The organism is Shouchella oshimensis (assembly GCF_002019765.1).
GTDB classification, from domain to species: domain Bacteria; phylum Bacillota; class Bacilli; order Bacillales; family Bacillaceae_D; genus Shouchella; species Shouchella oshimensis.
This window is the reverse complement of sequence record NZ_KV917380.1, coordinates 3041585-3066084: the sequence shown is the minus strand read 5'-3', so window position 1 is coordinate 3066084 and position 24500 is coordinate 3041585. Positions and strand designations below refer to the sequence as shown.

The 24500-nt window shown below is 39.6% G+C and carries 24 protein-coding genes; 22 read left to right on the top strand and 2 right to left on the bottom strand.

Annotated elements, in window-relative coordinates; genetic code table 11:
* The first annotated feature begins 9 nt into the window (after positions 1-9).
* The 16 genes from purM to BK583_RS15460 all read left to right on the top strand — a co-directional run bounded on the left by purM (position 10) and on the right by BK583_RS15460 (position 17281).
* Positions 10-1047, top strand: a complete 1038-nt coding sequence (purM, locus tag BK583_RS15535; RefSeq protein ID WP_055736970.1) for a phosphoribosylformylglycinamidine cyclo-ligase — start codon at positions 10-12, stop codon at positions 1045-1047.
* Positions 1044-1628, top strand: coding sequence for a phosphoribosylglycinamide formyltransferase (gene purN, locus BK583_RS15530; RefSeq protein WP_055736971.1), 585 nt, complete (start codon positions 1044-1046; stop codon positions 1626-1628). The genes purM and purN overlap by 4 nt, the downstream gene beginning before the upstream one ends.
* A complete protein-coding gene (gene purH / locus BK583_RS15525; RefSeq protein ID WP_038477884.1) occupies positions 1625-3157 on the top strand; it encodes a bifunctional phosphoribosylaminoimidazolecarboxamide formyltransferase/IMP cyclohydrolase in 1533 nt (510 codons plus the stop codon). The genes purN and purH overlap by 4 nt, the downstream gene beginning before the upstream one ends.
* Before the next feature lie 14 nt (positions 3158-3171).
* Positions 3172-4434, top strand: coding sequence for a phosphoribosylamine--glycine ligase (gene purD / locus BK583_RS15520; RefSeq protein ID WP_055736972.1), 1263 nt, complete (start codon positions 3172-3174; stop codon positions 4432-4434).
* Positions 4435-4659: 225 nt separating this feature from the next.
* Positions 4660-6108: a spore germination protein gene (locus tag BK583_RS15515; RefSeq protein ID WP_236702441.1), complete on the top strand. Its 1449-nt coding sequence runs from the start codon at positions 4660-4662 to the stop codon at positions 6106-6108.
* A gap of 28 nt (positions 6109-6136) precedes the next feature.
* Positions 6137-7207: a GerAB/ArcD/ProY family transporter gene (locus BK583_RS15510; RefSeq protein ID WP_055736974.1), complete on the top strand. Its 1071-nt coding sequence runs from the start codon at positions 6137-6139 to the stop codon at positions 7205-7207.
* Positions 7185-8276 carry a Ger(x)C family spore germination protein gene (locus tag BK583_RS15505; RefSeq protein WP_038477894.1) on the top strand — a complete coding sequence of 364 codons (1092 nt, stop codon included), beginning with the start codon at positions 7185-7187 and terminating at the stop codon, positions 8274-8276. The genes BK583_RS15510 and BK583_RS15505 overlap by 23 nt, the downstream gene beginning before the upstream one ends.
* A gap of 91 nt (positions 8277-8367) precedes the next feature.
* Positions 8368-9690, top strand: coding sequence for a hypothetical protein (locus BK583_RS15500; RefSeq protein WP_055736975.1), 1323 nt, complete (start codon positions 8368-8370; stop codon positions 9688-9690).
* An 86-nt stretch (positions 9691-9776) separates the two neighbouring features.
* Positions 9777-10916 (top strand): M20 family metallopeptidase, encoded by a 1140-nt coding sequence (locus BK583_RS15495; RefSeq protein WP_245804422.1) that lies wholly within the window; start codon positions 9777-9779, stop codon positions 10914-10916.
* Positions 10917-11777: a PhzF family phenazine biosynthesis protein gene (locus BK583_RS15490; RefSeq protein WP_055736977.1), complete on the top strand. Its 861-nt coding sequence runs from the start codon at positions 10917-10919 to the stop codon at positions 11775-11777. It abuts the gene before it with no gap.
* 15 nt (positions 11778-11792) lie between these two features.
* Positions 11793-12299: a GNAT family N-acetyltransferase gene (locus tag BK583_RS15485; RefSeq protein WP_055736978.1), complete on the top strand. Its 507-nt coding sequence runs from the start codon at positions 11793-11795 to the stop codon at positions 12297-12299.
* Complete coding sequence (locus BK583_RS15480; protein WP_055736979.1) at positions 12296-13390, top strand: sensor histidine kinase; 1095 nt, start codon at positions 12296-12298, stop codon at positions 13388-13390. Before BK583_RS15485 ends, BK583_RS15480 begins: the two co-directional genes overlap by 4 nt.
* Positions 13362-13997: a response regulator gene (locus BK583_RS15475; RefSeq protein WP_078440210.1), complete on the top strand. Its 636-nt coding sequence runs from the start codon at positions 13362-13364 to the stop codon at positions 13995-13997. The genes BK583_RS15480 and BK583_RS15475 overlap by 29 nt, the downstream gene beginning before the upstream one ends.
* 99 nt (positions 13998-14096) lie before the next feature.
* Positions 14097-15026: an ABC transporter ATP-binding protein gene (locus BK583_RS15470; RefSeq protein WP_038477912.1), complete on the top strand. Its 930-nt coding sequence runs from the start codon at positions 14097-14099 to the stop codon at positions 15024-15026.
* 12 nt (positions 15027-15038) lie between these two features.
* Positions 15039-16226: an ABC transporter permease gene (locus BK583_RS15465; RefSeq protein ID WP_055736980.1), complete on the top strand. Its 1188-nt coding sequence runs from the start codon at positions 15039-15041 to the stop codon at positions 16224-16226.
* On the top strand, positions 16223-17281 hold the full coding sequence (locus BK583_RS15460; RefSeq protein ID WP_055736981.1) for an ABC transporter permease: 1059 nt from the start codon (positions 16223-16225) through the stop codon (positions 17279-17281). Before BK583_RS15465 ends, BK583_RS15460 begins: the two co-directional genes overlap by 4 nt.
* Before the next feature lie 130 nt (positions 17282-17411).
* Here the strand turns inward: BK583_RS15460 and BK583_RS15455 are convergent, their stop codons facing one another.
* Entirely contained in the window at positions 17412-17954 is a 543-nt protein-coding gene (locus tag BK583_RS15455; protein WP_038477921.1) for a GbsR/MarR family transcriptional regulator, read from the bottom strand.
* A 249-nt stretch (positions 17955-18203) separates the two neighbouring features.
* On the opposite strand from BK583_RS15455, the gene BK583_RS15450 reads away from it, so the two are divergent.
* The 4 genes from BK583_RS15450 (at position 18204) to BK583_RS15435 (ending at position 21712) form a co-directional block, all read left to right on the top strand.
* Positions 18204-19421 carry a quaternary amine ABC transporter ATP-binding protein gene (locus tag BK583_RS15450; protein ID WP_055736982.1) on the top strand — a complete coding sequence of 406 codons (1218 nt, stop codon included), beginning with the start codon at positions 18204-18206 and terminating at the stop codon, positions 19419-19421.
* Positions 19390-20238, top strand: a complete 849-nt coding sequence (locus tag BK583_RS15445) for an ABC transporter permease (protein ID WP_038477927.1) — start codon at positions 19390-19392, stop codon at positions 20236-20238. Before BK583_RS15450 ends, BK583_RS15445 begins: the two co-directional genes overlap by 32 nt.
* 64 nt (positions 20239-20302) lie before the next feature.
* The gene (locus BK583_RS15440; protein WP_055736983.1) at positions 20303-21226 is read left to right on the top strand and encodes a glycine betaine ABC transporter substrate-binding protein; all 924 of its coding nucleotides are present in this window, start codon (positions 20303-20305) and stop codon (positions 21224-21226) included.
* A 204-nt stretch (positions 21227-21430) separates the two neighbouring features.
* Positions 21431-21712, top strand: coding sequence for a hypothetical protein (locus BK583_RS15435; RefSeq protein WP_038477930.1), 282 nt, complete (start codon positions 21431-21433; stop codon positions 21710-21712).
* 272 nt (positions 21713-21984) lie between these two features.
* Here the strand turns inward: BK583_RS15435 and BK583_RS15430 are convergent, their stop codons facing one another.
* On the bottom strand, positions 21985-22185 hold the full coding sequence (locus tag BK583_RS15430) for a hypothetical protein (protein WP_038477933.1): 201 nt from the start codon (positions 22183-22185) through the stop codon (positions 21985-21987).
* A 109-nt stretch (positions 22186-22294) separates the two neighbouring features.
* Here BK583_RS15430 and BK583_RS15425 point away from each other — a divergent pair, with 109 nt between their 5' ends.
* Positions 22295-24037: an adenine deaminase C-terminal domain-containing protein gene (locus BK583_RS15425; RefSeq protein WP_038477936.1), complete on the top strand. Its 1743-nt coding sequence runs from the start codon at positions 22295-22297 to the stop codon at positions 24035-24037.
* A gap of 82 nt (positions 24038-24119) precedes the next feature.
* A complete protein-coding gene (locus BK583_RS15420; RefSeq protein WP_038477939.1) occupies positions 24120-24437 on the top strand; it encodes a YerC/YecD family TrpR-related protein in 318 nt (105 codons plus the stop codon).
* Positions 24438-24500 lie beyond the last annotated feature (63 nt).

The window sequence follows — 24500 nt, the reverse complement described above, 5'->3', positions numbered from 1 at the left end:
GAATGAATTGTGTCACAAGCTTATAAGCAAGCAGGCGTTGACATAGAAGCTGGTTACGAAGCTGTAAAACGAATGAAAGCCCATGTTGAGCGGACAAAACGCCAAGGTGTGTTAGGTGCTTTAGGCGGATTTGGTGGGAATTTTGATTTATCTCCTTTAGAGTTGAAAGAGCCTGTTCTTGTCTCAGGGACAGACGGTGTGGGAACGAAGCTAATGCTTGCCTTTATGGCGGATCAGCATGATACGATCGGTCAAGATGCCGTTGCCATGTGTGTGAATGACATCGTTGTTCAAGGAGCAGAGCCACTGTTCTTTTTAGATTACTTAGCTCTTGGAAAAGCAGATCCTGCTAAAATTGAAGCGATTGTCAAGGGTGTTGCTGACGGGTGCGAATTAGCAGGCTGTGCCCTCATAGGCGGAGAAACAGCAGAAATGCCTGGAATGTACAGTGAAGAAGAATATGATTTAGCTGGTTTTTCTGTCGGTGCCGTTGAGAAAAGTCAAATGATTACTGGAGAATCAATTGAAGCTGGAGATGTACTTATTGGTTTAGCTTCGAGCGGTCTTCATTCAAATGGTTTTTCTCTTGTCCGTAAGCTCTTGCTTGAAGAAGCTGGTCTTTCGTTACAAAGTGTTCCTAAAGAGTTAGGAAAACCCCTCGTAGAAGAACTGCTTACGCCGACTAAAATTTACGTTAAACCTGTACTTGAAGCTGTTCGTTCGCAACTTGTAAAAGGGGCTGCACATATTACAGGCGGTGGATTTTACGAAAACATCCCAAGAATGTTGCCAGAAGGTTTAGGTGCAGAGATTGATTACGGATCATGGCCAATTCCCGCAATTTTTACATTTATAAAAGATCAAGGATCATTATCTGATCAGGATCTATTTTCAACGTTCAATATGGGTATTGGTATGGTACTAACCGTAACAGAAGAACGCCTCCATGAAGCCATTCGTTGCCTAGAAGACGCAGGAGAGACAGCCTATATTATTGGCAGAGTGACTGGTCAAGAAGGTGTTACAATTGGGAGTATTCAGCTATGAGGCTAGCAATCTTTGCTTCTGGCTCTGGTACAAATGCAGAGAATCTAATTCAACAAACGCAAAAAGGATTAGCTAAAGGAGACGTAGTGCTCGTTGTTAGCGATAAACGACAGGCACCTGTTCTTAAAAAAGCAAGTGAACTAGGAGTAGAAACTGCGGAAGTCATCCCGAGCAGCTTTGAAGATAAACAAGCATATGAAACATACCTTATTGAACGGTTAAACGCTGCTAAAGTAGAATTTATCCTGCTAGCTGGTTATATGCGTCTCATTGGGCCTGTGCTCTTGCAAGCGTATGAAGGAAGAATCGTAAACATTCATCCGTCATTGTTACCGCATTTTCCAGGTCTTGATGCAGTGGGACAAGCACTTGAAGCCAAAGCAAAAGAAACAGGTGTGACCATTCATTACGTCGATGCAGGCATGGATACTGGTCCGGTGATCGCCCAAGAAAAAATAGCGATTGAGCTAGATGATGACCATGTATCTTTAACAAAGAAAATTCAAGCAGTCGAGCATCAACTTTACCCACATGTTGTCAATCAGATTGTGGCAGAAAAGACTAGGGGAGAAAACGAATGAAGAAACGTGCACTCGTAAGCGTATCAAATAAAGATGGACTAATTCCATTTGTTAATGGACTTGTCGAACAGGGTATTGAAATTCTTTCAACGGGTGGAACAAAACGGTCGTTAGAAGAAGCCGGGATTCCAGTAAAGAATGTATCAGACGTCACTGCATTTCCAGAAATATTAGATGGGCGAGTGAAAACATTACACCCGTCCATTCATGGTGGTTTACTCGCTAGACGTGATAAAGAAGAACATATGGAACAAATAAAGGAACTAGCGATTACACCGATTGATTATGTTATTGTCAATCTCTACCCATTTGCCGAGACGGTTGCAAAGCCGGATGCATCTTTTGAAGATGCAATTGAAAACATTGATATTGGTGGGCCAAGTATGCTACGTTCTGCCGCGAAAAACCATGCGGATGTGACAGTTATTGTGGATCCTGATGATTACAAAACAGTCCTTGCTAGCTTAGACCAAAGCGATGAGCAGCAACGTTCTCTTCGTAAGAAGCTAGCTGCTAAAGTATTTCGTCATACGGCTGCTTACGATGCACTTATTGCTTCTTATTTAACAGAAGCGGTGGACGAGCGTCATCCAGAATCACTTACTGTTACATATACCCATAAGCAAGCATTACGTTATGGTGAAAACCCGCATCAAAAAGCGGCATTTTACGAGAAAAGTACTGGATCAGCCTCTTCAATAGCAAAAGCGAAACAGCTACACGGAAAAGAGCTTTCTTACAACAATATTAATGATGCCAATGCGGCACTTGAAGTCATTAAAGAATTCACAGAACCAGCTGCTGTTGCCATTAAGCATATGAATCCATGTGGTGTTGGAACTGGCGAAACAATCGCTACCGCTTTTAATCGCGCCTATGAAGCCGATTCAAAATCAATATTCGGTGGCATCGTAGCTCTTAACCGTGAAGTAGATAAAGAAACCGCACAAAAAATGAGCGAGATTTTCTTAGAAGTTATTCTTGCTCCGCAATTTAGTCCGGAAGCAAAAGAAATGTTGATGAAGAAAAAGAACATTCGCTTACTAGAAGTAGCAGTCCATAAAGGCGAAACAGAAGATAAGCTAACGTCCATTCACGGTGGCTTACTGTTGCAAGAAGAAGATTCCCTAGGACTGGATGATGCGGAACTCAGTGTTGTGACTAAGCGCGAACCGACTGAAGAAGAGTGGACAGCATTATCTTTAGGTTGGAAAGTCGTCAAGCATGTAAAATCAAATGCTATTGTACTAGCAAATGGTGAGATGACAGTTGGTGTTGGTGCAGGACAAATGAATCGTGTTGGTTCTGCGGCAATCGCGATAGAACAAGCAGGTGAACGAGCAAAAGGGGCAGTGCTTGCATCTGATGCGTTTTTCCCTTACGGTGATACAGTAGAAACAGCAGCGAAAGCAGGAGTCACAGCGATTATTCAACCTGGAGGATCTGTTCGAGATGATGAATCGATTCAAAAGGCAGATGAATATGGCATTGCGATGGTGTTTACTGGCTTACGTCATTTTAAACATTAAGGGGGACACGATTCATGAATGTATTAATTATTGGAAACGGTGGAAGAGAGCATGCGATTGCTTGGAGTGCATCAAACAGCACGCTTGTTGAGACGGTCTATATAGCGCCAGGTAATGATGGCATGGCTGGCCTTGGGGTTTGCCTTGGTCTTGAATCAACCGATCACGATGCACTTGTGCAGTTTGCCATACAAAGTGACATTGGCTTAGTCATTGTCGGACCAGAAATTCCTTTATTAGAAGGGTTGGTAGACCGATTTGAGCTTGAAGAGATACCTGTATTCGGTCCAAGGAAAGAAGCGGCTATCCTTGAAGGGTCTAAGTCGTTTGCAAAAGAATTAATGCATCAGTACAGTATTCCCACAGCAGTATCAAAAACATTTACTGAGTTTGAAGCTGCAGCAAGCTATGTAAGAGCAGAAGGAGCACCCATCGTTATAAAAGCAGATGGTCTTGCAGCGGGAAAAGGTGTAACGGTTGCCTTAACAGAAGAAGAAGCTATCGGTGCACTTCATCATATTTTAGTTGATCATGGGTTTGGGGAAGCTGGTGCCAAAGTCGTCATTGAAGAATACCTTGATGGGGAAGAACTATCACTAATGGCATTCGTTAATGGGACAACGGTCGTTCCAATGGTCCCGGCGCAAGATCACAAGCGTGTCTATGATGGAGACAAAGGTCCAAACACAGGCGGCATGGGTGCATACTCCCCGGTACCTCAGTTTTCTGACCATGATGTTGAAGAAGCTGTAAGAACGATTCTACAACCAACAGCCAACGCAATGGTGAAGGAAGGACGTTCTTTTACTGGGGTTCTATACGCTGGCTTAATGATGACTGCTCATGGTCCGAAAGTGATTGAATTTAATGCACGCTTTGGTGACCCTGAAACACAAGTAGTCCTGCCACGGTTAGAGTCAGACTTAATTGACGTGATGCTACGTGTTCTAAACGGAAAACCGGTTCAGCTAGAATGGAAAAAAGAAGCGGTAGTAGGGGTTGTGCATGCAAGTGTAGGCTATCCACAGGGCTATGCAAAGGGTGTTGTCATAGAAGGAATAGAAGAAGCCGCTAAGGAAGGGCTTGTTTTCCATGCTGGTACGAAACAATCTTCGTCAAAGTGGAAAACAAACGGTGGGAGAGTCTTACTCGTTGCAGGTACAGGTGAAACCATTGAAACAGCACAACAACATGCGTACCAAGTAAGTGAACAAATTACAAGTGAAGGTTTATTCTATCGTAAAGATATTGCGCATAAAGCGTTGCAGTCCATTTAACACGAAACCAAGATAGCCAGGGGATGGGTTATCTTGGTCTTTTCTTTTATCTCCTTATTAACAAAATAAGATGTCACATCTAGTACATTAAGACCAAGATTGCCTCAAGAATGGGCAGTTTTGGTTTTTTGTTTTGATAAAACATAAAAAAACCTATTTGTGGCATTCCTAAATGAAGACAAAATGATTTTGGACAAAAAAGAGGGAGGGGTTCGCTTGGGGAAAATGGATATACAATCAACGATAGCGACTCTGTCGAAGTCAGCGGACTTTGTCGTTGACGAGACTCATGCCCATCAGTCATTGCGTTACTATTATCTCTCTTCTCTGATGAGAGACAAACACTCCTTTCACAAAGTGATTGAATACATAAAGACGAACAAACATATTCCCATTAAAGAATTAAGTGGTCATTTGCCAATTGAGCGAGTAGAGTCTGTGCATACAGGTGAAGAGTTTATCACTCAGATTATGCGCGGGGCTCTATTAATTGGAGAGCGAGACAAGCACGATTCTTTTCTCGCCCTACCATTAAAAAAGCATGATGGTCGTGAAGTAACGATTACAGAAAATGAGTACACAGTTGCTGGTCCGAAAGAAGGCTTCATTGAAGATCTTGATGTAAATTTAAACTTAATTCGGAAACGAATTGCTGTTCCTGAATTAATTGTAGATGAGATGACGGTAGGTAGGTTAAGTAAGAGTAGATTGGCGATGATTTATCTAGAAGGTATAGTCGATGACCAACTTCTTCAAACGGTGAAGCAACGATTAGCAGATATGGATTATGATGAGTTCGTTGACATTACACAAGTGAGTCAGTTTATAACCGATAATCCTAACTCTCCCTTTGCACAGTTATTAGAAACAGAACGACCAGATCGTGTGGCTTCCAGTGTTACAGAGGGAAAGGTCGTGCTAGTATTAGACGGCTCACCACTTGCTTTAATTGGCCCAACGAATTTAATTGAGTTCTTTTCGTCACCAGATGATTACTATGATCAATGGCCAGTAGGAATGTTTATTCGCTTATTAAGAATTTGTGCGGTAATTTTTTCGGTCATTGCCACTTCTTTCTATATCGCAATAACGACATTTCACCATGAACTTATACCAGATGATTTATTAATAACGATGGTAGCGACGAGGATAGAGGTTCCGTACCCACCGATAGTGGAAGTGCTTATTTTAGAGCTGACGATTGAATTGTTACGAGAAGCAGGAGCAAGACTTCCTGAAAGAATCGGTCAAACAATTGGGATCGTTGGCGGGATCGTGATTGGGACTGCTATTGTAGAAGCATCGTTAGCGAGTAGTGTTCTTTTAATTATCGTGGCGTTAACAGCCCTTGCATCTTTTACCACACCGATTTATCAAATGGGTAATACGATTCGACTTCTACGTTTTCCTTTTATTTTGCTTGCGCAGATCTATGGGTTTATCGGCATTGCCATCTGTCTATTGCTTTGTATTCATCATTTATTAACGTTGAAATCTTTTGGTCATCCTTATTTAACACCTGTTTATCCGTTACGTATTAAGGATTTTAAAGACTCTTTTTTTCGACTGCCTATTTGGGTTCAGGGAAAGCGACCTGAGACGTTACGTACAAAAAAACAAGATCGATTCACACGTCATAAAAAAGTAAAAGCGAAGCAAGATATTGAAGAGTGATAAGTGAAAACGGAAAGGGGCATTCACCATGAATATGAAGAACCATCAAGTTTCCTCTTTTTTTGTGCTTTTTCTCGTGTTCTTTATGCAGATTGGTGTTGGTATTTTTACGTTTCAAAAAAGTATAGCAGAAATTGTTGGAAATGACGGATGGATCGCTATTCTGTTTTCAGCGGCAAGCATTATGGTGATTATTCGTCTCATTTATTACATCTTGGATGAAAGAATGACAATTGCCGACATTCATACTCGTTTCTTTGGTAAATATCTTGGGAAGGTAATCGACGTTTTCTTTATTCTCTATTTTTGTTTATTTGCCTCTACCATTGTTGTTATTTATGTGGATATGGTCATTATTTGGGTATTTCCTGACATGTATCATGGCATTTTAATTTTTATTATGCTGGCACTGGCTTTGCTGTTCACACGCTCAGGCTTTCGAACCATTATGGGTTTAAGTGTATTAACTATTTTTATGACAGTACCTTTATTACTGTACTCCAATTATCCTCAAGGCTTATTACAAATGCATAACCTTACGCCTATTTGGAATCATTCCATACGTGATATAGTGGTGGCATCAAGAGAGATGACGTTCCAATTTCTGGGATTTGAAGTGTTGTTAGTAGCATTTCCTTTTATTAGAAATGCAAAGCAATCTCTTAAATGGGCACAGGTCGGTGTTATTCTGAGCACATGTGTGTATTTATTCACGTATATCCTCGCTTACCTTGTTTTTACAGAAAATCATTTAATTAATATTATATGGCCAACGTTATCGGTTTGGAGAATGGAATATCTAGGCATCTCCATTTGGCTTCTCATCTTGCTACCAAATATTTGTATGTATTTATGGGCAGCAAGTTATCTTGGCAAACGAGCAGTAGGATGGAAGCAAAAGCATTGGCTGATTGGACTTGTTATCCTTGTTTTTACGAGTGCTATACTTGAAAGGCGTTATTTTAGTTTAGATGAGGTGCAACATATCATTAATACTCTAGGCTTTTATACACTTTATTTATATGTTCCCTTTCTCACAGTTCTAACGTTTATTTTTAAAAAAAGGATGAAACGTCATGAAAAAAAGAAGCGTACTTAGTACGGTCTTTATAGCTTTACTACTTCTATCTTCGTGCACACCCCATATGCAATTAAATGAAGATATTCAATATCTACAAGCGCTGGCTCATGATTTGAAAGACAACGGGGATGTGGAAACGACTGGAATTACGACGATTATTGTGCCAGCAGATGAAAAGCTACCTGAGAGTGAATTAATAAAAATAAACAATCCTCATTTAGCAGGGTTGTTTCAAGGTTTACAAGCTGAAACCCCTCGTCTCGTTGATACAAGTCGAACGAGACTCCATATATTTAGCGAAACATTTGCAAAAGAAGAAGGATTATTTAGCACGTTGGATTCCATTCAACGAAATCCTACCATTGAACAGAACTTAAAGCTGCTCATTAGTAGAAAGAATGCAAGTGAACTCTTTGATGCTGAATTTCCATTCCAATCAACAGCTCAACAACACATCCTTAATCTTATTGATAAAAATGAAATTGAACAGCTACCTAAAACGAGCATGCATGAGTTTTTATACCGCTATTATGCGTCAGGTACTGATCCTTTCTTGCCTGTCATTGACCACATTGGTAATCGTGTAAAAGTAATAGGGTTAGCTTTTTTTAAAGGGGATCAGTATCATACTGAAATAAACTTGCAGCAAAGCAGTTATTTCAGAAAGCTATTCGAAAAAACCACCCAAGGGAATGCCTATGTTCCTTTAGGAGAAGACAGAGGGATTGTTTACCGTTACTTAAAGTCTAAGCCAAAGTGGCGAGTAAACGTCATGGAAGATGACCGAATAACTATTTCCGTGGATATAAAAATTGAAGGCACTCTTAGACAAAAAAAAGAAATTGGAATTGAAGAATTTAGTACGAGTGAACTTGAAGAAAAATCAAAAGAGCATTTCCAAGAAGCATTTGAAGAGATGATCTCGTTTTTGCAAGAGAATAAAGTCGATCCAATTGGTATTACTGAAGTGGTAAGGCAACATGTTCGAGGAATAGACAGTGAGAAATGGAAGGAGGAAGAATACCCTTTCACTTCTATCGATGTGGACGTTCAATTTCAAATAAATAATATGGGTGCAGTTAAATAAGAAAATAAAAAAGGCTCCATTCGTTTACTCTGGTCAATCAGCATCATTTCAGGTACGATTACAGAGTTACTTGATTATCGGAGGAATGACTGTGCAACGCTTTTACTACGGAATGGTTTTAATACTTGTTTTTATTGGGCTTGCCCTTCAAGCAAGCCTGTTACTTTGGATAGGCGGTTTATTAACGCTTCCGATGCTCGTCTATTCTTTCTTTCACTCCAATCGCCTATTTCAAGGTATGGGATTGGCTTTTTTAACAAGTGGAGCGTTGCTATTTCCTTATAGCAATGTGTCTTTACAAGACATTCCGCCTTTATTCTCAAACAATTTAACCCTTGTTGTCTTTGTGGCCATTGTGCCTCTTATGCAGGCTGCAATTGAAACACTTCAGTACGATAAGCAAGTACAGACATGGTTATTTAAAGGTGCGACAACAAAAGGAAAATTACATACACGTGCCCTCTTAACGACATATGGATTTGTTCCGTTTATGAACTTGTCGGTTCTGCCTTTGTTACAACATACGCTCAAGGAATCGCTCACCGCCGTTGAAAAAAAAGAGCGAGATGTATTAATAAGCCAAACGACATTGCGTGGGTATGCACTGGCACTTGTTTGGATGCCAATGGAAATTATGGTTGTAACAGCAATTGGTTTGACAGGAGAGAGTTACTTTTCTCTTATACCGTATCTACTTCTCTTGTCGGTATTAATGACGTTAGTTGAGATAGGAAAACGTTCGATTGGGCAGAATGAGGGACTCTCTATTGCGTATCATGGGGAAGATGGTCCCTCGAAGTGGTCTCTTATTAGCGCAGTGATCATTTTCTTAGTACTTGTTCTAGCTCTAGGAGAATGGTTGGAGCTTTCCTTTATTTTAACTGTCGTCTTGCTTATCCCACTCTTCTCCTTAGGATGGACGTCCTTGTTAGGAGAAGGGCGAGCTTTTCTTAGAAAAGGTTTTCTTTCTTTAGGGAAACAGCTACAAATAGGCATCCATCCCTTCATCGTATTATTCGTCTCACTCGGTTGGTTTACAGGCATCCTTAATCAAACAGAGCTGCTTGGTTATGTGCAAGAACCACTTTATCAATTAGGTGAACAGCCGGTACTATTACTTGCAATCATTCCGTTAAGCTTTTATTTACTTGCAATGGTTGGAATTCATCCTATAGCCTCTATGGTGCTTGTTCATGAAGTCATTGGACCCATTCTGATGCCGACGATGCCAATACCGTTAACGGTGATGTACATTGTCAGTGCCTTGGCGACATTCACAATGTCTCCGTACGGAATTATTGTGACGATGACAGCGCGCCATACTGAACAAAACCCTTATCGCATTATGATCATAAACCTACCTTTTGCTTTACTTTTTGCCGCAATTGCCATTAGTATCATGCTATTATTTTAGTAGATACCGTGACCTATGAGTATTCGTAGGTCTTCCTCTTACAACGACTGTCAGAAAAATATGAATGTATGAAAGTAGTGATAGAAATGAGCAAACAAGAAGAGATGCTACATATGTTAAACGAATTAGTCATGATGGATAGTGGTTCTTATGACAAATCAGGGGTAGACAACGTTGGTTCCTATTTAATTAATGCCTTTAATGAATTAGGGTTTGTCGAAACGATAGTGAAGCAAGAAGAGTATGGTAACCATATCTTGTTGAAGCAAAAGAAAACAAATAAGCAACCCTCTATCTTGCTCATGCTCCATATGGATACTGTCTTTCCAGTGGGAACGTCGGCTGTTCGCCCTTTTGTGGTGAAGGATGACAAAGCTTACGGGCCGGGTGTAGCAGATATGAAAGGAAGCCATGTCACAACTTACTTTGCGCTAAAAACTCTTTATGAAACCAATCCAACGATTTTAAACCAAATCGACGTATTGTTCACAAGCGATGAAGAAATTGGTGCACCATCTGGACGTAGCATTATTGAGGAACAGGCAATAGGAAAAAAGGCTGTTTTAGTTATGGAGCCAGCACGAAAAGACGGATCGGTTGTAACGTTTCGCCGTGGTGGAGGACGGTATGTGATGCGTGTTGAGGGGATTGCTGCCCATTCTGGGAATGATCCTGAAAAGGGAGCAAGCGCCGTAGAAGAACTAGCCTACAAAATTATCGCTTTACATCAGCTATCGGATGCAACAGCAGGAATTCATGTGAACGTTGGGGTTATAAGAGGCGGCACAGCGGTTAACACGGTTGCCGATTACGCAGAAGCTGATATAGACATTCGTCTATCAAAAATGGAGCAAGCAAGTGAACTTGAAGCAGCTATCGAGTCAATTGCGAATGAAACGAGAATCAAAGGCACATCAACGACTGTTAAAGGAAGAATTACGAGACCGCCAATGATGCGATCGAATAAAACGATTCAACTTTATGAACTTGTGCGAGAGCAAGCCCGCTTAGTAGGGATTGAAGTGGGCGAAACGTCTTCAGGAGGAGGATCCGATGCTTCATACACATCAGCACTCGGTATTCCAACAATAGATGGAATGGGTCCAGTTGGTAGCGGCTTTCACAGTGAAGAAGAATATTTACAAGTCACTTCATTACAAGAACGAACAACACTACTTTTAAATGTCATTCAACGGGTCCTATCTAAAGATGTGGTGTTTAAGTAAATGAAGCAAATTCCCTTTTATATAGTAGATGTGTTTACTGATCAAGCATTTTCAGGCAATCAACTCGCAGTTTTTATTTTGGATGATAATCTTGAAGTCTCTATTCGACAACAGCTGGCAAAAGAACTTCATTTTTCAGAGACGATTTTTCTTCAGTTAACGGAAAATCACATAATTGATGCATGGATTCATACACCTGAAGAAGAGATTCCATTTGGGGGGCACCCTCTAATAGGGGCTGCTTTTATATGGCATTCTCGCTACGGGAGTACTTTAAATAAGGTGGTGTTCCGAACAAAAAGTGGTCTTGTGCCTGTTTTAATCGATAATCAGACCTCGATTTATTGGATGACTCAGCAAACACCTCAATTCAGCCAAGTCATACCACCTTATGAAGCTGCTAAAGTATTAGGTTTAAAAGAGGTTGATTTTCATCCGTTTTGGCCTGTTCAAGAAATTTCTACAGGGCTTCCTGTTGTAGTTGCACCGGTGAAATCTGTAGAAGTCCTGAAGCGAACAAAACTGAACCATTCAGCTTACGAAGCGTTAATTAGCCGCATTGAAGCAAAAGGAATTTGTGTTTTTGCGATGGAAGGGGATCGATCAGATCTTTCTGTTCGAGATTTTGCACCATACTATGGCATTCCAGAAGACGTGGCAACAGGTTCTTCAAATGGTGCCATTTTAGCTTTTATAATGAAACATGAAGCTGTGTCACGTTTGTCGCTTGTATCTGAACAAGGAGTATTCATGAATAGGCCCTCCACCCTTCATTTAAAAGGGGAGAAAAAAGTCAATTCATTTGACATACATGTTGGTGGACAGGCTGTGCTGCTTGCTTCGGGTACGTGGAATGCATAGAAAAGGAGCCTACTTATGATCAAACAAATTTATCATTTAACAGCGTATAAAAAAGAGTTGAGTCAGTTGTTAACAGAATGTGTGAACGAAGGCGCTTCTATAAATTTTTTAGCGCCACTAACAATGGAAAAAGCAGAAGCTTACTGGGATACGGTTGAAATAAAAGATACGTTAATGGTATTTGTAGCAATGGAACAAGAGAAGCTAGTTGGCTCTGTACAACTCGCTTGTAGTGAGAAGGAGAATGGTCGACACCGAGCGGAAATTGCAAAAGTAATGGTTCATCCAAAGTTTCGAGGACGCGGGTACGCAATGCAATTATTGAAGGAGGCAGAAAGAGCTGCTGTTGCCAAAGGAATAACAGTACTTGTACTTGATACAGAAAAGGGATCATCGGCAAATGAACTCTATAAAAAATTGAATTATACATTTGCAGGCACAATTCCTCAGTTTGCAAAATCTGCACGATCTCATCAATTAGAAGCAACGAATTTTTATTATAAACAGATTGTTTCTATATGAATGGTTGGCTTCCGATTTGCTTGATCATTTGTGCGAATGCCGTTGTTGTTTTTCTTGATCCTTTATTATTGACGAGTCCGTTATTTTGGATTCTATTCGGTTTAATGGTAGGTGGAGTTTGTTCTGAGCCACTATGGTCCAATGGCGTTTACCTTTATTTATTACTAGCATTCGTGACAATGATTCTTTTCCCAGGAGAACAAACGTGGTTAATTGTATTACTACTTGTATGTCTGCCTTACTTTTCAGAGGTTGTCGCTAAGCGGTACAGTTTCGCATTTGGGGCAATTCTCCTTTGTTCGATTTTGTTTAGTGCTGGTACGTTGTCTATGGGAATGATGGCGCTCTTTTTATCTTTTTTAATCCTTTACTGCACGGTTTATCTTACTAAACAAAGGCAACGGAACAATGAAAATCAGGAACAAATGAATACACTTTTGTATGAAAAACGTTTACTCAAAAGGCAGCTTGTTGAAGAGGAAGATACAGTCAAACAAGCAGAGCGGACAAGAATTGCTCGAGATGTGCATGATTCTGTAGGTCATCAGCTGACGGCGCTTGGCATGCAACTGCAAATGGCTGAACTGCAAAATGAAACTGAAAATCCTTATTTAAGTGAGGCAAAACAAACGGCTCGACAAGCGCTAGATGAAATGCGCAAAGCGGTGCGGGCTCTCGAAATAGAGGAAATTCGCGGTGTGGCTATGATTCTTCGATTGATTCGTAAGCTTGAAGCAGAAAGCCATGTACACGTTCGATTAACAACAGAAGCAGGTGCTTTATCACAAGGGTTGACAAATGAGCAAAGTATGGCTCTTTATCGGTTTGTACAAGAGGGATTAACCAATGCGATGCGCCATTCTTATGCAAAACAAGTAAATGTCACGTTATCAGTCTATGCAGACTATATGTACGTAGCTATTTTAGAAAATGAAGCTGAACAGAAAAAGTTCCATGAAGGATTCGGACTCACTCAACTTCGAAATCGATTTGAAGAATTAGATGGGCAGTTTTATGCCCATTTTAACGAAGCCACTTTTTACATGAAAGGGGTCTTTCCAATTGACTCAAAAACGAATTCTGCTCGTTGAAGATCAGCTCATTGTAAGACAAGGTTTAAAAATGATGATTGAATATGATGGATTGTATAAAACGTTAGAAGCCAGTAACGGGTTAGAGGCAGTTCAACTGTCTTTGACTCATTCTGTTGATTTGATTCTAATGGACGTTCGTATGCCGTTGATGAACGGAATTGAAGCAGTTAAAGAAATTCGGCATTCAAATAAGAAAGTGAAAATTGTTATGCTCACAACCTTTGCTGATGAAGAATATGCACTCGAATCATTAAAGTTAGGAGCGAATGGATACGTGTTAAAAGATGCCGATCGTGAAGGTCTTCTCCTCTCAATCGAAAAAGCGTTAAAGGGAGAATTTATACTTGACGGTCAAGTAGCAGCAAAAGTCATTCCTACTTTACTTGAACGGAAGCAATCAAGTCGAACAGTGGTTCCTTTCTTAAACGAACGCGAAAAAGAAATTGCCAGAATGGTAGGTGAAGGGCTAAGCAACGCCGAGATTTCTGAAGCGCTATTTTTAACGATTGGAACAGTCAAAAACTATATAAGTCAACTTTTCACGAAGTTAGATGTTCGTGATCGTACACAGCTTGCGATCTATGCCATTAAACACGACATATGACTCTAGTCATATTAACTAAAACAAAAGAGTGACTCTAGTAAATAGCTAGCGCTCTTTTTTTTGTTTACACTTATTGTAATGATGAGGAGGTGACCGATTTTGATAGAAGCAGAGCAACTTACAAAATCATATGGACCGGTACATGCGGTAAATGGTATCGGTCTTTATTTAAAGAAAGGTGAATCGGTTGGTTTACTTGGGCCAAATGGAGCGGGAAAGTCAACGTTAATCGAGATGTTATCCAGCTTAAGCAAACCATCAAAAGGAAAAATCTTTCTTAACGGCAAGTCCATTCATTCACAGTTAACCTCATTTCGAGAAAAAATTGGTGTCGTTCCACAAGATATTGCACTTTATAATGAATTAACTGCTAGGGAAAATCTGCAGTTCTTCGGAAAAGCTTATAAATTAAAAGGGGATGCTTTAACAGAACGTGTCAATGAATTATTAACGTTAATGGAGTTAGATGAACGAAAAAATCATCAAGTTAAAACGTTCTCAGGTGGAATGAAACGGCGATTAAATCTAGCGGTTGCGCTTATTCACCAGCCAGAATTTCTTATACTGGATGAGCCAACTGTTGGAATTGATCCACATTCAAGAAGGCATTTGCTAGATTTAATCCGTAAATTACAGCAAGAAGAAGGTAAAACCATTTTGTATACAAGTCATTACATGGAAGAAGTAGAATTCTTGTGCGACCGTATTTATATTATGGATCGTGGATCCATTATCGCATCAGGTACAAAGAATGAAATTAAACAAATTTTAAGTATAGAACGAACGTATGAATTAACCGTCCACATACAGAAAAATTCGTTGAAAGAACAGTTAGAAGCATTAGATGCTGTGAAATCTGTCGTTGAGATCGAGAGTGGTTATCGAGTCGTTTCTTATGAAAAAGAATTATTTAAAGAATTATTACAAGCGGCACAAGGAGAGAATGTTGAAGTGCGTGCGATAAAAGTAGAAGAGGCGACTTTAGAAGATGTATTTCTTCATTTAACAGGTCGTACCTTACGCGATTAGAGGAGCATTCTCATGAGTATCTTTCAAAAAGAATTAAAGCAACTTGTCAATGATAAGGGTGCGCTTTTGTCGACTTTATTACTACCATTTGTATCTACTATGATTTTAGGATTTGCATTAACCAATTCATTTTCCTCAGAAGTGAGTTTTGAGGAAGTATCCATTGCAATAGTTGAGGCGTCTACACTTGAAGACGATCTTCAGGTAGCATCTGAGAGGTTTTCTATTAGTGAAGATGAATTACTACGATTAGCCGTTCCAGACACTCTTTTTGCTTATATGGATAGTGAAATAGGTGTCGACTATTATTCACCTGATGACGACGTGGTATATAAAGACTACACCGCCGTTATTGAAATGCCGAAAGGGTATCGACTGATGCTTTGGCACGAGCAGCTTGGGGAAGAGTGGTCAGAAGATATGGAGTCCTTTCAATTATTCTTAAATCAGGAACAAAGACAGCATGCAATGATGGTTCAAATGATGATGAATTCGTACATGGAGCAAGTATATGCACATACAGAACTCGCTGAAAATGAAGAGATAGCCGCGGATTTTGGAACTGTAGTTGTTCAAGGGAATTCACCCCTTACATCATTTGAGTATTACACATATGGTATGGGTGTTCTATACGTTTTCTTTACTGCCGGACTTATGGCAAATTTTGCTTTTACAGAGAAAAAAGGAAAAATTTATGGACGGCTTGTATTGGCGAATATTCAACCTGTCAACTATTTATTGGCGAAATTTTCTACTTCTTGCGTAATTGTTTTTCTTCAGTTAGTCGTTTTGTTTGGGCTGTCTATGCTGATTTTTCAAATTACAATCACCAACTGGCTAAGCTTTATAGCAATTGCCGTTGTGCTTTGTTTAACAGTAGGTAGTGTCGCCTCACTGCTTGTTGCTATCCAATTTCGAGCAAATACAGAAAAAGTAGCGAACGTTTTTATGCTACTCGTTGTATCTATTTTAGGGTTTTTAGGTGGAAGTTTCTTCCCGTCTTCTAACTTATCACCATTACTTAATGAAATTGGTCAGTTTACACCGAATGGTCTGGCGCTTCAGGCGTTCATTCAAGCGGGTCAAGGCGAGTCCATTGCACATCTGTCGCACTCACTTATCTATTTAACCTCCTTATCATTTGTGTTGTTTGTCTTTGCGTGGGTTGTGTTTCCTAATAAAGGAGGCATAGAATCATGACAGCAATTTTTTATCAATACGTGAGAGAAATGAAACGCTCTCCGTTCACCGTGCTTCTTATGATTGGTATGACTGTATTTTTTACACTTATTATAAGCGGTGCAGGTTCCTTTCAAATACATGTAATGGTTTACTCCGACTCGCTAGATGAAAACGGCGTGAACGAGCATGTGTCTCTATTAAATCGCAATTATGAACAGTATGTATTTGAAGGAACAAGTAGCCAAGAAGCAAATCGACTTTTACGTGCGCAAGATGTGGAGGCGGTTGTGGAGCTAGAAGCATCATCTTATGTCATTCATAGTGCTTTTGAGAATGCTCCGCTTATGTACATGGTTCAACCAGTACTTGAGTCCCACTATTTACAACAATATGTAGAACAGGCAGGGACAGCCAAAACGAATAAAGAAGTATTTGAATTTGAATCACAGGCAATGGAGGAATATACAGACGTAGATGAGCAGTTACGAAGTTTATTTGGCTTTACCCTTTTCTTTTCCTTCTTCACCATGGGCTTTACAATCTTAACAATTCTTGAATCAAAAGAGGATGGTGTATGGAATCGATTAATCTTAACATCTACCACGAAAACAGAACTCTATCTCGCCAATTTACTTGTTGCATGTATACTAACCTTTGCGCAAATTACCATTGTACTCGTTCTATTTGCGACGGTATTTAATGTAGATTTCTATGGAGGTTTTTGGTCACTCTTTCTTGTCATTATGCCTTATTTATTTGCAACAATGGCATTTGGAATCTTTATGAGTGGAATTGTCACGTCTTCGCAACAGTTAACGGCAGTCATTCCTTTGTTTAGCACGAGCTTTGCTATGTTAGGTGGGGTCTTTTGGCCATTAGACATTGTGGATTCAAAGTGGATGCTCGCATTGTCCTATGGTAGTCCACTTCGATATGGATTAGAAATGATGGCTGGTGCAACCTATGCTAATTGGTCAATAGAAGAATTTTTATTCCCTAGTGCGGTGCTTATTTTTATGGGTCTCGCATTTACTGGAATTGGTATTCGTTTGATGGAGAGGAAGTCTATATAAGAGAGAACCTGAACTTTTAAAAGTTCAGGTTTGTTTCTATTTGTATGATGAATACCTGAACGCTATTAATGTAAACACGGTGCGAGGCGAAGACACGGTCAGAGTCTCACGCCCTCGCCTCGCTCGTGCGTTACTTCTTTGGTAATGTTTTGAAAATTTCTCCACTTTCAAGTATGGTAACAAAGTCATCGATCCAATCATAATAGCCGTTTGCATGCTGGAGTTTTATTAAATCTATTTTAATCTGATCTGTTAAGTGCGGAGCTTTCTCTAAAAGCGAACGTAATTCCTGTTCCATTTCTACACTGGCTTTTCGGTTGCGTTCTATAGCCGTTCGCCACTGTTTTGTGAAAATAGCAATAAAAGAGCTATACCAATCGTCTTCTGATGTATAAAGATCTTTTCGTACACCCTTTTGCCACACCTTTCTGGCCATATTCGCTTCCGTAAGCTGGCGAATACTTGTGCTCATACTGGTCTTGCTCATACCTAAGTGATCACTCATTTCGTCGAGGGTTAGGGCATTCTCTTCAAATAGGAGTGCACCGTAAAGACGACCTGTGGATTCATTCATACCATATAGATGAAGGTTTGTGGATAGCTCATGGATGAATGTTTCACGTATATGTTGGAGTCGTTCATCTAAAGATGGCTCATAGTTTGTTGTCTCCATAATATTCCTCCAAAAGATTGATAAATAAAGTGTAACAAAATACAAAAAAAGAGAACACTAAGAGAAATGAGAGGATTTATTAGGATAATGGAGCATTTCAAAGGAAAGCTACGGTTAAATTCGTTTAATAAAAACTGTACAAACAATACTAACGGATAGAATGCTTTATTCAGTTTGATTAACATTTCAATTATAGGGTATAGTTACATAGTCATAAAGACGCAGGAATTGTATAAAGAGGTGGAAAATTTGTCGAAAATAAAGGTTGAGGGTTTGACTAAAGTGTTTGGCAAAAAACCTAAACGAGCCTTAGATATGTTAAAAGAAGGCAAGAAAAAACCTGAGATATTAGAAAAAACCGGATTGACCGTGGGGGTCGATTGCGCAAGTTTTGAAGTTGAAGATGGCGAAATTTTCGTAATAATGGGACTTTCTGGTAGTGGTAAATCAACGTTAGTACGACTTCTAAATCGATTAATTAATCCGACAGTCGGAAGCGTTATGGTTGATGGGGAAGACTTAGCGAAAATGGATCAGAAGAACCTTCGTGAAGTTCGACGTAAAAAAATGAGCATGGTCTTTCAAAAGTTTGGTCTGTTTCCGAACCGTACCATTCTAAGCAATGTCGAATATGGACTTGAAATACAAGGTATTCCAAAAGAAAAAAGAAAAGAGACAGCTCAAACATCCTTAGAACTAGTTGGATTAAAAGGATATGAAACAAGTTATCCTGATCAACTCTCTGGTGGTATGCAGCAACGTGTAGGTTTAGCACGAGCGCTCGCAAATGATCCAGATATTCTCTTAATGGATGAAGCGTTTTCGGCACTTGATCCACTTATTCGTAAAGATATGCAAGATGAATTACTTGACCTTCAAGAAAAAATGAATCGTACTATTATCTTTATTACACATGATTTGGATGAGGCGCTTAGAATTGGTGACCGCATCATGATTATGAAAGACGGTTCTGTTGTTCAGATTGGAACTCCCGAGGAGATTTTAACAAAGCCAGAAAACGAATACGTTGAGCGCTTTGTTGAAGATGTGGATCGTTCGAAAGTCTTTACTGCTGAAAATGTCATGATCCGTCCCGAAACGGTTAACCTTGAAAAAGACGGTCCTCGAGTGGCGCTGCAACGAATGAAGGATGCAGGTATCTCAAGTATTTACGTAACTAAGCGTAATCGAGATCTTGTTGGTATTATTCATGCCACTGATGTTTCTGAACTTATTAAGCAAAACGTAAACAGTGTAGAATCCATTATTATTGAAGATATTCCAAGTGTAGAAAAGGATACGCCTTTAAATGAATTAATGGACCGTTTAGCAGTGAGCGCTGTACCGCTTGTTGTTAAAGAAGAAAATAGATTAAAAGGTATTATTGTACGAAGCGCAGTTCTAGGTGCGTTATCAGGAAGTGAGGTCGATTTTAATGGATTTTCTACCCCGTCTGGAAGTAGGTGAATGGGTTGAGGTCATTGCCGACTGGTTAAATCGAAATGCAGATTGGTTTTTTAGTGCGATTGTCTTTTTAATTGGTCAATTAATTGATGGAATTTATTGGGTGATATCATTACCGCCTAGTTGGCTTTTTATTATCCTTATTGCTATTGCAACGTATCTGTTAAATCGAGGTAAGTGGGGACTCGTAGCCTTTGTAACCATCGGATTAGTCTTTATTGATAGCCTGAATTTTTGGAATGGAATGCTTGATACATTGTCCATCGTTCTCTCAGCAGGTGTCATTTCAGTCATTTTAGGAGTACCGTTAGGGATTTGGATGGCCAAAAAAGATAGTGTCGAAGCGTTTTTCAAGCCTATACTTGATTTCATGCAAACGATGCCCGCATTCGTATACTTAATACCAGCTGTAACATTTTTTGGTGTCGGAATGGTACCAGGGGTTGTGGCGTCTGTTATATTCGCGATGCCTCCAACTGTCCGAATGACTAATTTAGGGATTCGTCAAGTATCTACCGAGCTTATTGAAGCGTCAGAAGCGTTCGGTTCAACAAGTACACAGAAATTATTTAAAGTCCAATTGCCACTTGCAAAGGGAACAATTATGGCTGGAATAAACCAGACTGTAATGCTTGCTCTTTCTATGGTTGTTATTGCTGCGATGATTGGTGCGTCGGGTATTGGCCGAGATGTATATCGAGCTGTTGGTCAAAATGATATTGGAGCTGGATTTGAATCAGGGATTGCTATCGTAATCGTAGCCATTATTCTTGACCGATTAACACAAAGCTTTAATAAAAAGCAAGAAGTACGAGGTTGATGCGTAGGGGGAGGTTTCCCCCTTCACATAAATAGAGAAAACAAATTTGGAGGTCGATTGACGTATGAATTGGAAGCATATAGGAACGACAACAAGCCTTGCACTAGTTGTAACATTAGCTGCATGTGGTAGTGACGACAATGGTGATGGTAATACAGGTTCAGTTGAAGATGAAGCAGATATGCTATCGCAAGAAGAGATTGCTGAGAACTTAACAGCTATTACAGGGATTGAACCTGGAGCAGGTATCATGACTGCAACAGATGATGCGATTGAGCATTATAATTTAGATTTGGAATTAGATGTTTCAAGTAGCGCGGTTATGACACAACAACTTGCAAATCATATTGAAAATCATGATCCGATTGTTGTGACAGGCTGGTCGCCACACTGGAAGTTCGAATCATTTGACTTAAAATACTTAGACGATCCGGATAATATTTATGGGGATGCAGAGAATATTCATACCATTGCACGTCTAGGTTTGGAAGAGGACATGCCAGAAGCGCATCAAATTCTTACAAATTTCTTCTGGACACCAGAAGATATGGAAGCGGTCATGCTAGAAATTGAAGAAGGAGCAAGCCCAGAAGAAGCTGCACGTAATTGGGTAGATGAGAATCAAGAGACAGTTAGCGAGTGGACTAATGGCGTAGAGGAAGTAGATGGTCAATCCATTACTTTATCTCTTGTAAACTGGGATTCAGAAATTGCTTCTACGAATGTGATCGCTACCGTTCTGACTGATATGGGATTTGAAGCGAATTTAATGGATATGGAAGCACCATACATGTGGCAATCTCTTGCAACTGGTGATTCAGATGCCAGTGTAGCGGCTTGGTTACCTTTAACACATGGTCATTTCATTGAAGATTATGAAGGCGACTTAGAAGATCTAGGTGAAAACCTTGAAGGGACTAAAATCGGTCTTGTAGTGCCTGAATATATGGATATTGACTCTATTACAGATCTACCAACAAATGATTAAGTAAACATCTAAAAAGGCTATGCTTGAAACTAGAGGCATAGCCTTTTTTCTGTCTGTTTTTTTATGAGTTGTTTTCTGCTATACGTGAGTGGCTACCTTTTCTCGTTCTTCCTTAATCTTTACATGACCGGTATAGATAAAGTGTTAAATGAAGAAACTATCAAAAAGCGTCTCTGTATACGAAATTTAAGGAAGGAAGAGTTCATGTTTTTATTTATTGTATTGTTAACGGTCATACCTGCTACCATCGTTATTGTAGTGAGGCAATCAATTGTGGCAGAGAAAGTAATGGCCTTTTTAGCAGTGATTAGCATAATTGTTTTTGCGGCTATTACGATGCTGGCGATTCAACAAATTCTTCTTGATCAAACTGTCTTTATGACGTCTATTCATGGTGTGTTCTTAGACCCACTTTTTCTAACCTCTGGTGGCTACCTGTTGTTTTTCTTTGTGTATCGTTTAATGAATCATCTGCTGGAATGGTAACAGAATGATTTTTGAAAAGAAGAGGCTGGGACATAACGAAAAGTAGTATTTGAAAAGACGAATAGTCTAAAATATGCTGAGTAGCACCAGACACGTGCTGATCCCCCAGGAGTCTTCGGATTCTCCTTCCGCTAATGTTCATAGAAAACAAACGACGAACGTTCCTATTTTCAGGAATGTTCGTCATTTTGGTCTGTCTATCAACTTTTGTCCTAGCCTCCTTTTCCGAGTATTTTTATTTGTATTAAAGATCGTTCTTTGGTACAGTAAAGCTATGACGGATTAATAACATTTGGCTGTGTATGATTTTTCTTTTTTTCTAAGCATAATTCCATCCATTTAATAATACCAAAGAAAATAAGAATAAACCGGATAACGGTTAGTTGTTTAATGGGTTTTGCTGATAGTAAAAGGAACACCATTGTTAGGAAAAATGAAATAAGTGCAAACGGTTGATTCAATCTGTTAATCATAGTGAAAACCTCCAAAAAAAGTTGTGATAAAATGTCACAATTCAACATAAATTTTACCCATATATATGGTAAGATAAGTGAAAGATTGACAGACGAAATGAGTGATATAATGACGACTGAGCGAATACAACGATGGACGAAGACTAGGCTAAGAGAGCATCTAAGTGTCATTCGAGGTGAACGACCACCTACCTTAGTACTCAAACATGCCACTTATTTAAATTTTGCAAGGAGAAAATGGCTTGAAGCTAATATATGGATTGCTGATGATCAGATTGTATACGTTGGACAGGAAATGCCTGAGACTCTAGGCGATGCCGAAGTAGTAGACTGTACAGGTCAATTTATTGTTCCGGGCTATATTGAACATCACGCTCATCCATTTCAATTATATAATCCCCTTAGTTTAGCTCAATATGCATCCGAGCGTGGGACCACCACATTGATTAATGACAATCTGGTTTATTTTTTAAACTTAGAAAAAAAGAAAGCGCTTTCTTTGATTGAGAAACTAGATGAGCTGCCGACAACAATGTATTGGTGGACGAGATACGATTCTCAGTCAGAATTACTTAAAGATGACATGTTTTCAAATTCGAAAATTAAAGCATGGCTTGAGCATCATCTTGTTGTGCAAGGTGGAGAGCTTACATCCTGGCCTCAGGTATTACAAGGTGACGATACGATTTTACATTGGATGCAAGAGACGTCCCGTTTAAGAAAGCCAATAGAAGGGCATCTACCGGGAGCATCAGAGAAAACCCTTTCTCAAATGGCTTTATTAGGCGTTACTTGTGACCATGAGGCGATTACAGGTGAAGAAGTTGTTCGAAGACTAGATGTTGGGTATACAGTGTCGCTTCGTCATTCTTCTATACGACCAGATTTACCAAGACTGTTTGAAGAATTAAAAGAGCTTGATGTTGATTATTTTGGACGATGCTTGATGACAACCGATGGCTCGCCACCATCATTTTATGAAGAGGGTATCATGAATAAATGCATTCAGATTGCTATCGATGCAGGGATCAATCCAATTGATGCTTACGGAATGGCAACGTATTATGTAGCGCGCTATTATAATATCGACCATAAATTAGGAATGATTGGCCCTGGTCGCATTGCTCATTTGAACTTTTTGGCTGCAAAAGATGCGCCTACCCCTGTAAGTGTGCTTGCAAAAGGTCAGTGGATTTTACGCGATGGAGAAGCTGTTACGAAAGAAGCTCGTTTCCCATGGTCTGATTATGGAATTGCTCCCATCGAATTTAATTGGACGCTTTCTGAAAATGAACTTCATTTCTCCATGCCAATGGGCATTGAAATGACGAATGCTGTTATCCTAAAGCCGTACCAAACGATGCTAGAAACAGCTTCCACTGAGTTATCTACGGATCATGATGAATCCTTTTTTGCCATGATTGATAAAAAGGGGAAATGGCTTGTGACGACAACGCTTAAAGGGTTTTCCACATCTGTAATGGGATTAGCAAGTTCCTATTCTTATACTGGGGACGTTATCTTAATAGGCAAATCTCTTAAGGCGATGGTGCAAGCCTTTAATGAACTTAAAAAGCAAGGTGGAGGACTAATTCTTGTAGAAGAAGACCAAGTCATTGACCGAATTGAACTTCCTTTACTCGGAATGATGTCAGATAAACCGATGGACGTTATTATGAAACAAGAACAAAGCTTTACGAAGAAGCTAAGAGAACGTGGCTATAAACATGAAGATCCAATGTACAGTTTACAATTCTTTTCATCCACGCACTTACCTTATATTCGGGTTACACAGAAAGGGATTTACGATGTTCGAAAGAAAAGAATTTTATTTCCGGCAATAATGAGGTAAAATGAAACTACTTTGGTGCTTTACCACTTTAAAAAATAAGCGCATCGTAGAGAAGCACTTAACTCGAAAGGTGTGACGGTTGTTGCAGATTAATAAACTTAGAGGAAAAGAATTGGATCAATTGTTTCAAGCGATTCTTTCTTTAAAAGATGTTGAAGAAGCGTACGAGTTTTTTGACGATCTTTGTACGATTAATGAAATACAGTCGCTCGCTCAACGTCTTGAAGTAGCACGTATGCTAAGAGACGGTTATACGTATCATAAGATTGAAACTGAGACAGGAGCAAGTACTGCGACGATTTCGAGAGTCAAGCGTTGTTTAAATTATGGTAACGATGGCTATCGAATGACGTTAGATCGGATTGACGCTCAGGAGCTTGAAGAAACAAAGGATGTATAAGGATTAAACCGCAGGCAAAAGCCTGCGGTTTTTTGCTGTAGCAATAATCTTCCTAATTAGATT